Origin of the sequence: Cutibacterium porci (genome assembly GCF_009696315.1) — a bacterium.
GTDB lineage: Bacteria > Actinomycetota > Actinomycetes > Propionibacteriales > Propionibacteriaceae > Cutibacterium > Cutibacterium porci.
The window spans coordinates 23,213-36,588 of the sequence record NZ_VUMG01000004.1; the positions used below are offsets into that span (position 1 = coordinate 23,213).

Here is a 13,376-nt window from a genome sequence, read left to right on the forward strand (position 1 = left end):
TCCGGCCCACTTCATGTTATGACAGCATCGATACAGCGCCGCTTCGCCACCACCATTGGCGAGCTGGAAATAACTGCCACCATCAATGGAGTCAGCCGGCTCGTCTTCGTCACAACAGATCCGTCGCCATCACCTGCCGTGCCGAATGTTCCGCACGGCAACGATGTCGTGTCACGCGCCATTGCACAAATCATCGAGTATGCGGCAGGGTCACGGACCTCATTCGACGTACCGCTGGATCTCTCTGCAGCGACTGATTTTCAGCGCACCGTCCTGGCAGGCTTGCAGACGATTCCGTATGGACAGACTGTCAGCTACCACCACTTGGCACGCCTCATTGGACAGCCGACAGCGTCTCGCGCCGTAGGCCATGCTTGTGCGTCGAACCCACTACCTATCCTCATTCCATGTCACCGGGTGCTACGAAGCGATGGCCAACTCGGGGGATACCTCGGTGGCACCCACCTCAAGCGTTTCCTGCTCGATCTAGAGGCACGCCATACGTCAGGTCCGGTCTCCTCCCAGCGTGACTGACCAGGTGCCGTCGAGACAACACGCCGCCATGCCGAGTTGCTCGAGGACAGTTAAGGCAGCCGAGCACTGCGTGATGGATACGCCGGCAGACGCTGCCAACTCATCTAGGCCATACGACCCGCGAGCAGGAAGAGCCTCGTGAACAGCGAGTTCGGTCGCGTTCAGGACGTCTGTGGGCAGGCTGCGACCGGCTGGCCTTTCTGGTTCTGGGGCAAGTTCCCCAACGATTCCTCGGACGTCATCAGCATCACGCACCAGGATCGCCTCACCATCACGGATCAGCTTGTTAGTTCCCGTCGATCGGCTCGACGTCACCGGTCCGGGGACTGCCATGACAGCGGTTCCTAACGCATTGGCCCACGACGCAGTATTGATCGCTCCTGACCGCCATCCAGCCTCCACGACGACGGTGCCCGTTGAGAGCGCCGCAATAAGCCGGTTTCGAGCCAAGAACCCGGGCCGTGTCGGGTGACGGCCCGGCGGTAACTCTGAAACGAGCAGACCCGTCGCCGCTATTTGTTCCAGCACTGCGACGTTGCCGCGCGGATAAAGGATGTCGAGCCCGCACGCGAGGACACCAACCGTTGTTCCATATGCCGACATCGCCCCGCGGTGAGCTGCCACATCAACACCGTAGGCACCTCCAGAAATAACAGTCTGAGCGCCGGTTCCGTCGGTGTGTCCCTGCACCAAGTGGTAGGCCATCTCTGTAGCGACGTCTTGTCCATAGCTGCTGGCAGACCGGCATCCGACAATAGCCACCGACTGGCGTGAGACGTCAGCAAGGTAAGCAGGCCCGACAACCCATAGCCCCAAGGGCACGCCACCCATGCCAGACTTTTCTACCCTCGCGAGGGTATCGAGGCTCGTCGGCCATTCTTCATCCCCAGGAATGAGAAATCTCATGGCAGCTTGTTCCGAACGCTCCACAAGCCGATCAACATCAAGCCCTCTAGCTCGCGCGTGCCATCTCTCGCCGGAATCAGCAAGAATACGTCGCCACAGGTCTTCAGGAGTCGTCTCACACAGTCGTCGCGCCATAGTGGCACTCCCAGGCTCGACGGCAGCCGTCAGAGCAGCGCGGGCCAGTCGTTCATCAGTCCACGTCATCGCAACCTCCCCCGTCGCATCCCCAAGGCCTCCGCTACACACGCCTTATCCACGTTGTCCTTGCCCTCGAGGTCGGCTACCGTCCATGCGATGCGTAGCACTTTGTCGACGCCCCGAGCGGTGAGACGTCCGGTTCTCAGGGCATCGTCGATCATTCGGGTAGCGTCATTGCCTGGCAGCATTTGCCGTAAAACCTTTCCCGGCACCTCGGCGTTGCATCGCCACGGAGCGTCCTGCCATCGGGCGGCTGCACGCTCTCGAGCACGCGCAACCCGATCATGCACTGCTGCGCTAGATTCCCCGGCTGGCAGCGTCGATTTATCGAGCAGATAAGCGGATGTCAATGGCCGCATCCGCACTGTGACATCGACCCGGTCGAGGATCGGGCCCGAAAGCCGACCTGCATATCGCCGAACCTGTTGTGGAGTACATGTGCACCGTCCTGATGGGTCATCGGCTAGCCCGCACGGGCAGGGATTGAGGGCCATCACTAGTTGGAACCGAGCCGGGAATGTCGTGTGGGCTTGTGAACGCCCGATGACAATCTCCCCAGTCTCCAACGGTCCGCGCAGCGAGTCCAACACCTTTGGCGCGAACTCTGGAGCCTCATCAAGGAACAACACTCCCCGATGAGCCAGCGATATTGCGCCTGGCTGAGCAATGCGTGCTCCCCCACCAACCATGGCAGCCATTGACACCGAGTGATGGGGTTGGGCTAGTGGAGGTCTCGCTATGAGACGCCCGGTCCCCCGTCCAGCTAAGGAATGGAGCGCGGTGACCTCGAGGGCGTCGCGATGATCGAGTCCGGGAAGGATGCTGGGAAGCCGTCGTGCCAACATGGATTTTCCACAACCGGGGGCGCCGCGCAAAAGTATGTGATGGCGACCGGCAGCCGCCACTTCGAGGGCTCGGCGCGCCTCGCCTTGGCCGATAACCTCTGCCAAGTCTCCAACGTCTGAGTCCGCGTCAACCGACTCCACAACGGTATCGGCAGGAAGCGATACCGGACGGCCGTGCAGCACGTCAATGACGTCGCTGAGATGCCCCACTGGCCAAATCGTCAGCCCCTCCACGAGACCAGCCTCACTACGCTGGCTCATCGGAACGATTGCTCGCTCAAATCCGGCCCGACGCGCCGCTAGTAACGCTGGCAGCACACCACGCACGGGACGTACCCGACCATCCAACCCGAGTTCCCCGATCATGACCGTCGACCCCAAAAGAGTCAGTGGAATCTTGTTGTCAGCAGCCAGCGTTGCAGCCGCGATAGCCAGATCGAAATGCGTACCAGCCTTAGGCAAACCAGCTGGCGTGAGATTGATCGTCAACACATTGCTAGGCCACGACAGCCCCGCCGCGCACACAGCCGCCCGGCAGCGATCCCGGGCCTCATGAAGCGCCGCGTCTGGCAGGCCGACGAGCACGGTACGCGGAAGCCCAGACGAGATTGCGGCTTCCACCTCAACCATCGAGCCTTGCATCCCAACCAGTGCCACCGACCATGCACTTGCCCCGGTCACCGGATACCTCGCACATGAGTGACGGCTGGCTCAATTCCTGGATGCACCACGATGCCGATAGCGTCAATCCGGACTGAGTGAACTCCCTCGTCGTGTTCGACGAGCCACGTGAGTGCAAGCTCGTGGAGCTTTCGGACCTTAGCCGTTGTGATGGATTCCAGCGGGTCCCCGAAACCTGTGCCTGACCGCGCCTTGACCTCGATAAAGACGACGGTTTGATCGTCACGCGCGATGAGGTCAATTTCACCCGCATCGCACGCCCAATTGCGCGCAATGATCGTCCAGCCAAGGGATTGCACATACTGTGCAGCAAGATCCTCACCCCACGCACCAAACGCAGGTCTGCCACCACGGCGCCCCCGCAATGCCGCTCCGCGCGGGGTCGTCAGCTCTGCCGCCAATGGTTTTGGTGTCATTGTTCACCACCTCCGACGGAAGTTATCGTCGCGAAGCACGTGAATATTCAGTTATCCACAGATCAATGTTGAGGAACTATGCACACCCCGGAGTTGTCCACAAGGTCCTGATTCGTCAGAAGATGACCTGACGTTACTTAGACGGCACCTCATCGAAATCAGGATGCACAATCTCCTCAATGGACACATCGCGGAATGTGAGGATCTTGGCACTCTTGACGAACCGTGACGGCCGGTACATATCCCACACCCAGGCGTCCGCCATAGACACCTCGTAGTAGACGTCTCCCCCTTCAGTGCGGACCTTGAGATCGACGACGTTGCATAGGTAAAACCGCCGTTCGGTCTCCACAGCATATTTGAAGATCCCGACGACGTCTTTGTATTCGCGGTAGAGCTCAAGCTCCATCCGGTTCTCGTACTGTTCCAGATCCTCGGCACTCATGATGCATGAAGCCTAGCCGCTCGCTGCACATTGGCGTAGCTCATCCGGTGCTGAGGAGACGGGCCTAACTCCTCTAAACGTCGTTGATGCAACGCTGTTGCATACCCCTTGTGAACCGCAAAATCGTAACCGGGGATGTCCTCGTCCATGGCGATCATGATGCGGTCTCTGGCAACTTTGGCCACGATGGAGGCGGCGGCGACACAGGCACACACCGCATCGCCCTTCCACATCCCCAGATCGGGCACCGTCAACCCATCGACCGGAAAACCGTCAGACAACACATATCCCGGCTCAACTGCGAGCCTCGCAACAGCGCGTCTCAAACCGCTAATGTCCGCTTCCTGCATTCCCAGTCGATCGCACTCGTCGGCTTCAACCCGTACCCACGACACTGCGAGAGCCTTAGCCATGATGGCATCGAAGAGGCGCTGCCTCTTGGCCGCAGACAGCGTCTTGGAATCTGCAAGGCCCTCAATCCTGCTCGACCTGCGATCATCAAGGATGACAGCTGCTGCCACCATTGGCCCGGCACACGCGCCCCGGCCAGCCTCGTCGCAGCCGGCTACTGGTCCCAACCCGGCCCTCGTCAGAGCCCGTTCGTGGCCCATTGACCCGGGTCCGACACGTACCATTTCTGGCCGCCTCACTTGGGCGTACAGGTGTCACCGACGCATATGCGTGCCTTGTCTGGAGCTGACGCCGACTTATCCGGGATGCCTTGGAAGGTGTCAGGGGTCCCTAGACTTTGAATGCGATTGAGAGGCAGAACAATGGCCTTTGCCGGCCCGACGACATTATCGAGAGGCACGAATCCAGAGGCACCCGTGTACTCATCAGGGTCAAAGTCTTCAATGTGGTAGCGCGAATCCCCTGACGCGTTGCGATGGTCGCCCAGCACGAACATCCGGTCTCGGGGAACGGTGACTCGGAATTCCATCGCCGAGGGTTCGACCGTCCGGCCATTTTCCGAGTACAGATATGACCGTTCATCGAGGGCCTTACCGTTGACCGTCACCTGCCCTTTGGCGTTGCAGCAGGCAACGGTGTCACCAGGCATGCCAATCACTCTCTTGATGAGGTAATTCGAGCTCGTGTTAGGCAACAACCCGACGAACTCGAGCACCCGACCGGGCACCGAGCGGCGATCCTGAGCAGCGGGAAGCCACTTTTCGGTGTCCTTAAAAACGACGACGTCACCACGGTGGAAGTCCGCAGCCTTCACGGCGAACACTCGGTCGCCTACCTGCAAGGTGTTTTCCATGGACCTCGAGGGGATGACGAACATTTGACCAACGAAGGCCCGCAGCACCGCAGAGATGATGAGAGCACCGACGACGATCACGACAATTTCAATGGCCCCTGACCTCAAGCGATGCCACCCAGACGCTTGTTCTCGGCTCGGCTTCGCACCGTCAGGTTGTTCGCCGTCGCTGTTTGCAGCCCGCTGCGCCTGGTAGTCATCCGCCACGGCAAGACCTCTCCCTCATCCCCTGGGAATTTCCCGTCGGGTGCCATCTTGCAGTGTAACCAACCCGTGAAGCATGACCCATATGGCACGCTCAGTGACGGTCGCTATGAGACGTACACCAGCACACGTATGCAAAAAACGGGGCTTCGCCGTAGCGAAAACCCCGTTCGTGCGACGCGGACGTCAGCGAGCTGCGCCCTTCTCCTTGATCTTGGCAGCCTTGCCGCGCAGGCCACGCAGGTAGTACAGCTTGGCGCGACGGACGGCGCCGCGGCGATCAACCTCGATCTTGTCAATGATCGGTGAATGCAGCGGGAAGGTACGCTCGACACCAGTTCCGAAGCTCAGCTTGCGAACGGTGAAGGACTCCTGGACGCCACCACCGGTACGCGAGATGACGGTGCCAGCAAAAACCTGGACACGGGTGCGGCTACCCTCAACAACCTTGACATGGACTTTCACCGAGTCGCCAGGACGAAACTCGGGAATGTCGTCGCGCATCGAGGCCTTGTCGATCTCTTCGATGATGTTGCTCATGGTGTTTCCTCGCCGGTGCCACAGGTCACCTGGTGTTCGTATTCAGAAGATGCCGTTACCCGAGATGCGGACTGTCCCCCTGTGGCAGGAGCCGGACACGGACAACATCGCGTTATTTTTCCATATCCGCAGCCACGACGCCAAATCCATCCCGGGTCCGATAATGCTGCACAACATGACCGGGCTCCGACACCACATGGTGTCGGAGCCCGAGTGGTCGACCACGTAAGGTCAGAACTCAGTCATCCTTGCCGTCATGCTTGAACAGCGAGGCGATGAGGTCACGGTTGAGCTGGCTGATGGACTCCAGCGGAATGCCCTTCGGGCACACCGAGGCGCACTCACCAATATTGGTGCAGCCGCCGAATCCCTCAGCGTCGTTCTGGGCGACCATGGCCTTGACACGGCGCATCCGCTCTGGCTGGCCCTGCGGAAGCATAGCCAGGTGAGTGATCTTCGCCGAGGTGAACAGCATCGAAGAGCCGTTCGGGCAGGCCGCCACGCAAGCACCACATCCAATGCAGGTCGCAGCATCAAAAGAACGGTCAGAACGCTTCTTGTTGACCTGGACGGCGTGAGCGTCCGGGGCAGCACCGGTGTTCACCGAGACGTAGCCGCCAGCCTGGATGACACGGTCAAGGGCCGAGCGATCCACGATGAGATCACGCAGGATCGGGAACGCCCCTGATTTCCACGGCTCGATCGTGATCGTCGAGCCATCGGCGAACGAGCGCATGTGCAGCTGGCAGGTCGTGGTACGCACCGGCTGGGCGACCCCCATGCCTCCGTGTGGCACGCCGTTGATGACGACACCACATTGCCCACAGATACCCTCGCGGCAGTCTGAGTCGAAAGCGACGGGCTCTTCGCCTTGAGCGGTGAGGTTCTCGTTAAGCATGTCCAGCATTTCAAGGAAGGACATGTCGCCAGAGACACCATCAAGGGTGTACTCGACGAGGCGGCCCTGATCCTTGGAGTTACGCTGGCGCCAGATTCGCAGGTTGATCTTCACTTGTAGCTCCTCTGCTTGACCTGGATGGACTTGTATACCAGCGGCTCTTTGTGCAAAGTCGGCTTGTGGCCTTCGCCGGTCCACTCCCAGGCAGCGACGTACTGGTATTCATCGTCGTGACGCAGCGCCTCTCCCTCGTCGGTCTGAGACTCAGCGCGGAAGTGACCACCGCAGGATTCGCGACGGTGCAGGGCGTCGATGCACATGAGTTCACCGAGCTCCAAGAAGTCAGCGAGACGGCCAGCGCGCTCGAGGGTCTGGTTGAGCTCCTCGTTGACTCCGGTGACCTTCACGTTGGTCCAGAACTCATTGCGCAGGTTGCGGATGAGACCAATGGCCTTGATGAGACCGGCCTCGTTGCGCTCCATGCCGCAGTACTCCCACATGATGTGGCCGAGTTCTTTGTGGATCGAGTCGACGGTGCGGGTTCCGTTAATCGTCAGCAGCTTGTTAATGCGACTCTCGACGGCCTGACGGGCTTCGACGGCAGCCGGGTGCTTCTCGTCCACCTTGCCAAACTTCGGAGAGTCAGCAAGGTAGTCGGTGATGGTGTTGGGCAGCACCCAGTAGCCATCAGCCAGGCCCTGCATCAGCGCCGAAGCACCGAGTCGGTTAGCACCGTGATCAGAGAAGTTGGCCTCGCCACAGACGAACAGGCCCGGGATGGTCGACTGTAGATCGTAGTCGACCCACAAACCACCCATGGTGTAGTGCACCGCAGGATAGATACGCATCGGAACCTCGTAGGGGTTCTCGTCGGTAATCCGCTGATACATGTCGAACAGGTTGCCGTACTTCTTTTCGACAGCGTCTTTACCCATACGCTCGATGGCTTCGGAGAAGTCGAGGTACACGCCACGGGCGCGCATGTGCTCGGTGCCGTCAGAATCGACCTCGCGCACCTTCGGGCCGACGCCGCGACCTTCGTCACAGCGGTACTTGGCCTGACGAGACGCAATGTCGCGTGGGACCAGGTTACCGAATGACGGGTAGATGCGCTCCAGGTAGTAGTCGCGATCTTCTTCGGGGATGTCGCGAGGATCCTTGTCGCAATCTTCCGCGCGCTTCGGCACCCAGATGCGACCGTCGTTACGCAGCGACTCCGACATCAGAGTGAGCTTCGACTGGTTCTCACCATGCACCGGGATGCAGGTTGGGTGAATCTGGGTGTAACACGGGTTGCCGAAGTAGGCACCCTTACGGTGGGCACGCCACGATGCGGTGACGTTGCAGCCCATAGCGTTCGTCGACAGGAAGAAGACGTTGCCGTAACCACCGGTCGCCAGAACGACGGCGTCACCGAACCACTCTTCGATCTTGCCGGTAACCATGTCGCGAGTCACGATGCCGCGAGCACGGCCATCGGCGACGATGAGCTCGACCATTTCGTGACGGGTATGCATGTGCACGGTGCCGGCATGGACCTGACGCTCGAGGGCCTGGTAGGCACCGATGAGCAGCTGCTGGCCGGTTTGGCCGCGGGCGTAGAAGGTGCGTTGCACCTGGACGCCACCGAACGAGCGGTTGTCAAGCAGACCGCCGTACTCACGTGCAAAAGGAACACCCTGGGCTACGCACTGGTCGATGATGTTGGCACTGACCGCAGCCAGACGGTACACGTTCGTCTCGCGAGAGCGGTAGTCGCCTCCCTTGACGGTGTCGTAGAACAGGCGGTAGATCGAGTCACCGTCGTTCTTGTAGTTCTTCGCGGCGTTAATTCCACCCTGTGCAGCAATCGAGTGAGCGCGACGCGGAGAGTCCTGGTAGCAGAAGTTCTCGACGCGGTAACCGGCCTCGCCAAGAGTTGCGGCGGCGGCGCCTCCAGCCAGACCAGTACCGACAATGATGACGGTCATCTTGCGACGGTTAGCCGGATTAACGAGACGAGACGTGAACTGACGATCAGGCCAAATCTTCTCGATCGGAAGGTCGTGGTTGGCCTTCGTGTCGTGGATCTCGTCGCCGGTCGTCCAGTACTGATCGGCGAGAGCGGCATTGTTATTGGATGCAGCAGTTGCAGTCATCAGGAGATCACCCCGAACAGGATCAGGAAGGGAGGAGTCATGAAGCCCACGAGGATCACGATGGCGACGATCCACGAGCACACGCGCAGCACGGCACGAGCGGTACCAGAGACGTTGACACCGAGGGTCGCGAAAGCACTCCAGAAACCGTGGGAAACGTGCATGCACACCGCGATAATGGCGATGAGGTAGATGAGCACGAACCACCAGTGGCTGAAAGCTGTTAGCACCATTCCTGCACGCCCAGCCGCGTCGGTGGGCGGGTTGTTGAGCAGGTCTGGGCTGATGGTGAACTGCAGCAAATGGAGGACGAGGAACAGGAAGATGATCCAGCCGCCCCAATACATCGTGCGAGCAGCATAGGTGTTCTCCGGTGAAAGGTTCTTCTTAACCGAGTAACGGCCAGCACCACCGGTACCAATGTTGCGCTGCTTATTGACGCGGATTGCCGACCAGATGTGCAGCACAATCGCCAGCAGCATGAAGATCCGGAAGATCCACAGGAAAGAGTCACCCGGAAGAATCGGGTTAAGAATCGTGCGGAGGAAGCCGGCGTAACGGTTGAAGTCCTCGTTGCTAGCGAGCAACTTCAAGTTGCCGAACATGTGCATGAGCAGGAAGAGAATCAAGATCAGTCCGGTGACGGCCATGAGGGCCTTCGCCGCGACAGTTGATCGCACCGCTCTCTGATGAGTAGTTAGTGTTGTAGTCGCCACGGAGCAAAGACTAGCTAATTCCCGGCCCTTATGCGCCACTGCCCCCTGTGTTTTCGAAAACTTCCGGCAACCCGCAGTTTACTAGGGCTTTTATTCTTGATTATCGCAACGATAATGGTTCGAATTTGGTTACTCCGCAACGATTCAATGACGTGCACTGACGTCGGAATCCGTCAGATCGGGGCGCCGTTCACGAGTCAGGCGTATTGACTCATCACGACGCCACTTTGCGATTCGACCATGGTGGCCGCTCATGAGGACCTCCGGGACGTCAAGACCACGCCAGGAAACTGGTCGGGTAAATAGCGGGTACTCCAGCAAACCATCTTGACCAGCCGAGAATGACTCCTCTGCCAGGGACTGCGGGTTACCCATGAACCCGGGCACCAGCCGGACCACGGCCTCGGTGATTGCCAGAGCAGCTACCTCTCCGCCATTGAGCACGTAGTCTCCAAGACTCACCTCGTGAACAGTCCACATTGACCGCGCATAGTCGATTACGCGATGGTCGATCCCCTCGTATCGTCCACAGCAGAACACGATCCGTTCGACCGACGAGAGATCGTGGGCAACAGACTGAGTAAAAGGCTCACCTGAGGGAGAAGGGAAAACCACATGAACAGACGGGTCTGGCTCAGTGCCAATAATCTCGTCGAAAGCTTCGCCCCACGGATCCGGTTTCATGACCATGCCAGCGCCACCACCACAAGGGGTGTCATCGACAGTACGGTGGCGATCATGGGTCCAGTCGCGCAGATCGTGGGCGTAGACGTCCACTAACCCGTTAACGGCTGCTTTGCCCAGCAAGGAAATGCCGAGGACATCGAAGTATCCCGGGAAAATCGACAAGTAATCAAGCCTCATCGTCACCTCGCTTCCTCGGCGTTCGGATCGAGCAAGCCAGGAATGCTGCTGACAACGATCTTCCCAGATGCCACATCGACGGTCGGAACGAGCTGGCGAACGAACGGCACCATGTATTCATCCCCGTCCACGTCAATAACGAGCACATCTTGAGCTGGCATGTGAAGGACGTCCTTCACGCCCCCACGGTCGATACCGGATTCGTCGACCACCGTCAGCCCGCGCAACCGGCGATCCCAAAACTCGTCAGGGTCATCGGGGTCATCGTCGGCCTCAACATCGACGACGAGAACAGACCCCCGCAGATCCTCCGCCCCGTTTCGATCGCTGACCTCGTCAAAAGCGACAATAAGGCTGCCTTTGGCCCAGCGGGACCGCACCACCGTCAGCTCGCGTTCCGTCCCCTCCACGCGTACCGTGGCACCTATCCCGAACCTCTCGTCTGGTTCATCAGTGCGTACCTCAACGACGACGTCGCCTCGCAGGCCATGCGCACGACCCACCCGCCCAACAACGACCTCCAGCGTTGCCGACTGTTCCACTGTGACTCCTGAATCTCATGGGAAAAAACACAATAGCGCCAGACGGCGCACGTGGGCCGTGGCCCCGCCGCAACGGGACCACGGCCCACAAGTGTCACAAGACTGGCAAGTCAGTGACGACGACCGCGGTGTTCGGAACGCCGTCCCGAGCCACGACGATCGACATCAACGAAGTCGATCCTGATCTGCTCGCCACCGGCCAAGGCGTTAATGACCGTGCGCAGCGACGAGGCCGTCCGGCCTTGGCGACCGATGACCTTGCCGATGTCGGAAGGATTGACACGCACCTCAAGCATCCGTCCACGTCGCAGTTCCTTCTCCCGGACGCGGACGTCGTCAGGATTGGCGACAATGCCGGAGACGAGGTGCTCCAGGGCGTCCGTAAGCACGATCAGGCCTCAGCCTTCTCGTCGGTGTTCTCCTCGCTCGCCCCATCAGCGGCAGGCTCCTCGGCCTTCTTCGTGATGGCCTCGCGCGGGGCCTCGTCGGCCTCGGCCAGGGCAGCATTAAACAAGTCATCCTTGTTAGGACGCTCGGCCTGCGGGGTCACACCGGAGGGCGAGGTGTCCCCGGTGAACTTCTGCCAATCGCCGGTGCGCTTGAGCAAAGCAACAACAGCTTCAGTCGGCTGGGCTCCAACGCCAAGCCAATACTGCACGCGCTCGGAATCAATCTCGATGACCGACGGATCGGCCTTGGGATGGTACTGACCAATTTCCTCAATGGCACGACCGTCGCGCTTGGTGCGCGAGTCCATGATGACGACACGGTAGTGCGGGGTACGGATCTTGCCGAGACGCTTCAGACGAATTTTGGTAGCCACGTGTGTGGTAACTCCTGTAGTGAGATGCCCGGGACGAGACCCGGGAAGTTGCGGGTGAGCACGGACACGACGTGGGGACATCGCCCCCGATACTCGGGTGGAACTATCCGTCGATATGAGAGGGCATCGAACGGACAGAAGCTCTCGACATTATGCCACAGATAGTCAGATCACGCGAGTGGAGCCGAACTTGACCTGATAACTACACGCCCCCTCAGCACGATGTGCCTGGGAGATTCCAGCACATTCACGTTGATCCGCGGGTCGCTGTCAAGAATGAGGAGGTCTGCGGAGTCACCGAGACCCAACTGCTCGCCACCCAGCCATGCCCGGGCCCGCCAGGATGCTGCCCCCAATGCCATCTCCGCTCCCCCGATGGCCGCCAAGAGCCGAACCTCGGACGCAATAAGGCCGTGCTTGATGGTGCCACCGGCGTCGGTGCCGGCATAAATCGGTACCCCAGCGTCATAGGCCTTGGCAATCGTGTCACGACGGTGAGCATGGAGGTGACGCATATGCGCGGCATACCTCGGAAACTTGCTATCAGCCTGAGCGGCGATGGACGGGAAGGTTTCAATGTTGATGAGGGTCGGGACGAGTCCGACGCCACGCTCGGCCATCGTGGCGATCGTTTCGTCCGTGAGCCCTGTGCCGTGTTCGATACAGTCGATACCGGCCTCGACGAGTTGGGCGGGGGCTTCCTCAGAAAAACAGTGCGCCGTGACGCGAGCACCGAGCTCATGGGCACGATCAATGGCGGCTTTCGCACTATCTATCGGCCACAGCGGGGCAAGATCACCCTCGTCACGATCAATCCAGTCCCCAACAAGTTTCACCCACCCATCGCCAGATCGAGCCTGGCGATCAACCTCGGCTACCAGATCTTCTGGATCTACCTCGACCGCGTAATTTCGGATGTAACGCTTAGGACGGGCGATATGGCGTCCGGCACGAATGACCCGGGGAAGGTCGTCACGATCGTCTATCCAATGGGTATCGCTCGGGGATCCAGCGTCGCGTATCAGTAGGGTGCCGGTCGCCGTCTCAGTGCGGGCTTGTTCCTCAGCGACGTCCTCATCGACGGCACCATGAGCGTCAAGGCCAATGTGGTTGTGCGCGTCAACCAGACCAGGAATAATCCAACACCCGTCAGCGAGCGTCCGAGCCTGGGGAAGTGGTCCTTCCACGAGGACGCCATCATGAACCCACAGTTCCCGTTCTTCCCCGTCGGGCAGTACAACCCCCCGGATGCGTAGGTCCTCGGCAGGAGCGGTGTGGGCCTGTGATGCCAGGTGAGTATGGGTCCACCCATCGTGGGTGTGGGTGTGGAACAGCGGCTGGGTGTCCTCGATCATGGCCCCA

General features: G+C 59.9%; 16 protein-coding genes. 1 reads left to right on the top strand and 15 read right to left on the bottom strand.

Annotation, left to right across the window (positions count from 1 at the left end; genetic code table 11):
• Positions 1 to 18: 18 nt before the first annotated feature.
• Entirely contained in the window at positions 19 to 534 is a 516-nt protein-coding gene (locus FYJ43_RS10250; protein WP_154564586.1) for a methylated-DNA--[protein]-cysteine S-methyltransferase, read from the top strand.
• On the opposite strand, the gene dprA is transcribed toward FYJ43_RS10250, so the two are convergent.
• The 15 genes from dprA to FYJ43_RS10325 form a co-directional block, all read right to left on the bottom strand.
• Entirely contained in the window at positions 505 to 1,644 is a 1,140-nt protein-coding gene (gene dprA / locus FYJ43_RS10255) for a DNA-processing protein DprA (protein WP_154564588.1), read from the bottom strand. The genes FYJ43_RS10250 and dprA overlap by 30 nt on opposite strands.
• On the bottom strand, positions 1,641 to 3,164 hold the full coding sequence (locus tag FYJ43_RS10260) for a YifB family Mg chelatase-like AAA ATPase (RefSeq protein ID WP_456064356.1): 1,524 nt from the start codon (positions 3,162 to 3,164) through the stop codon (positions 1,641 to 1,643). The genes dprA and FYJ43_RS10260 overlap by 4 nt, the downstream gene beginning before the upstream one ends.
• Positions 3,161 to 3,580: a YraN family protein gene (locus FYJ43_RS10265; RefSeq protein ID WP_154564590.1), complete on the bottom strand. Its 420-nt coding sequence runs from the start codon at positions 3,578 to 3,580 to the stop codon at positions 3,161 to 3,163. Before FYJ43_RS10265 ends, FYJ43_RS10260 begins: the two co-directional genes overlap by 4 nt.
• A 133-nt stretch (positions 3,581 to 3,713) precedes the next feature.
• Positions 3,714 to 4,025, bottom strand: a complete 312-nt coding sequence (locus FYJ43_RS10270) for a DUF2469 domain-containing protein (RefSeq protein ID WP_002514239.1) — start codon at positions 4,023 to 4,025, stop codon at positions 3,714 to 3,716.
• Positions 4,022 to 4,660, bottom strand: a complete 639-nt coding sequence (locus FYJ43_RS10275; RefSeq protein WP_154564592.1) for a ribonuclease HII — start codon at positions 4,658 to 4,660, stop codon at positions 4,022 to 4,024. Before FYJ43_RS10275 ends, FYJ43_RS10270 begins: the two co-directional genes overlap by 4 nt.
• 11 nt (positions 4,661 to 4,671) lie before the next feature.
• Positions 4,672 to 5,496, bottom strand: a complete 825-nt coding sequence (gene lepB, locus FYJ43_RS10280) for a signal peptidase I (protein WP_326833567.1) — start codon at positions 5,494 to 5,496, stop codon at positions 4,672 to 4,674.
• A gap of 183 nt (positions 5,497 to 5,679) precedes the next feature.
• Entirely contained in the window at positions 5,680 to 6,033 is a 354-nt protein-coding gene (gene rplS / locus FYJ43_RS10285) for a 50S ribosomal protein L19 (protein WP_154564594.1), read from the bottom strand.
• Between the two features lie 238 nt (positions 6,034 to 6,271).
• The gene (locus FYJ43_RS10290) at positions 6,272 to 7,045 is read right to left on the bottom strand and encodes a succinate dehydrogenase/fumarate reductase iron-sulfur subunit (protein WP_326833568.1); all 774 of its coding nucleotides are present in this window, start codon (positions 7,043 to 7,045) and stop codon (positions 6,272 to 6,274) included.
• A complete protein-coding gene (locus FYJ43_RS10295) occupies positions 7,042 to 9,069 on the bottom strand; it encodes a fumarate reductase/succinate dehydrogenase flavoprotein subunit (protein WP_154564596.1) in 2,028 nt (675 codons plus the stop codon). The genes FYJ43_RS10290 and FYJ43_RS10295 overlap by 4 nt, the downstream gene beginning before the upstream one ends.
• Positions 9,069 to 9,749 (bottom strand): succinate dehydrogenase cytochrome b subunit, encoded by a 681-nt coding sequence (locus tag FYJ43_RS10300; RefSeq protein WP_326833608.1) that lies wholly within the window; start codon positions 9,747 to 9,749, stop codon positions 9,069 to 9,071. Before FYJ43_RS10300 ends, FYJ43_RS10295 begins: the two co-directional genes overlap by 1 nt.
• 180 nt (positions 9,750 to 9,929) lie before the next feature.
• The gene (gene trmD / locus FYJ43_RS10305) at positions 9,930 to 10,649 is read right to left on the bottom strand and encodes a tRNA (guanosine(37)-N1)-methyltransferase TrmD (RefSeq protein ID WP_154564598.1); all 720 of its coding nucleotides are present in this window, start codon (positions 10,647 to 10,649) and stop codon (positions 9,930 to 9,932) included.
• A gap of 2 nt (positions 10,650 to 10,651) precedes the next feature.
• Positions 10,652 to 11,191: a ribosome maturation factor RimM gene (gene rimM, locus FYJ43_RS10310; protein ID WP_326833569.1), complete on the bottom strand. Its 540-nt coding sequence runs from the start codon at positions 11,189 to 11,191 to the stop codon at positions 10,652 to 10,654.
• Between the two features lie 110 nt (positions 11,192 to 11,301).
• Entirely contained in the window at positions 11,302 to 11,580 is a 279-nt protein-coding gene (locus tag FYJ43_RS10315) for an RNA-binding protein (protein ID WP_326833570.1), read from the bottom strand.
• A gap of 2 nt (positions 11,581 to 11,582) precedes the next feature.
• Positions 11,583 to 12,014: a 30S ribosomal protein S16 gene (gene rpsP / locus FYJ43_RS10320; RefSeq protein WP_326833571.1), complete on the bottom strand. Its 432-nt coding sequence runs from the start codon at positions 12,012 to 12,014 to the stop codon at positions 11,583 to 11,585.
• Between the two features lie 170 nt (positions 12,015 to 12,184).
• On the bottom strand, positions 12,185 to 13,369 hold the full coding sequence (locus FYJ43_RS10325; protein WP_154564604.1) for an amidohydrolase family protein: 1,185 nt from the start codon (positions 13,367 to 13,369) through the stop codon (positions 12,185 to 12,187).
• Positions 13,370 to 13,376 lie beyond the last annotated feature (7 nt).

Excerpts from the sequence above, each read along its gene's own strand:
- FYJ43_RS10265 (WP_154564590.1), bottom strand. The coding sequence starts at position 3,580 with ATGACACCAAAACCATTGGCGGCAGAGCTGACGACCCCGCGCGGAGCG.
- FYJ43_RS10270 (WP_002514239.1), bottom strand. The coding sequence starts at position 4,025 with ATGAGTGCCGAGGATCTGGAACAGTACGAGAACCGGATGGAGCTTGAG.
- FYJ43_RS10325 (WP_154564604.1), bottom strand. The coding sequence starts at position 13,369 with ATGATCGAGGACACCCAGCCGCTGTTCCACACCCACACCCACGATGGG.
- FYJ43_RS10295 (WP_154564596.1), bottom strand. The coding sequence starts at position 9,069 with ATGACTGCAACTGCTGCATCCAATAACAATGCCGCTCTCGCCGATCAG.
- FYJ43_RS10250 (WP_154564586.1), top strand. The coding sequence starts at position 19 with ATGACAGCATCGATACAGCGCCGCTTCGCCACCACCATTGGCGAGCTG.
- FYJ43_RS10275 (WP_154564592.1), bottom strand. The coding sequence starts at position 4,660 with ATGGTACGTGTCGGACCCGGGTCAATGGGCCACGAACGGGCTCTGACG.
- rplS (WP_154564594.1), bottom strand. The coding sequence starts at position 6,033 with ATGAGCAACATCATCGAAGAGATCGACAAGGCCTCGATGCGCGACGAC.
- trmD (WP_154564598.1), bottom strand. The coding sequence starts at position 10,649 with ATGAGGCTTGATTACTTGTCGATTTTCCCGGGATACTTCGATGTCCTC.
- dprA (WP_154564588.1), bottom strand. The coding sequence starts at position 1,644 with ATGACGTGGACTGATGAACGACTGGCCCGCGCTGCTCTGACGGCTGCC.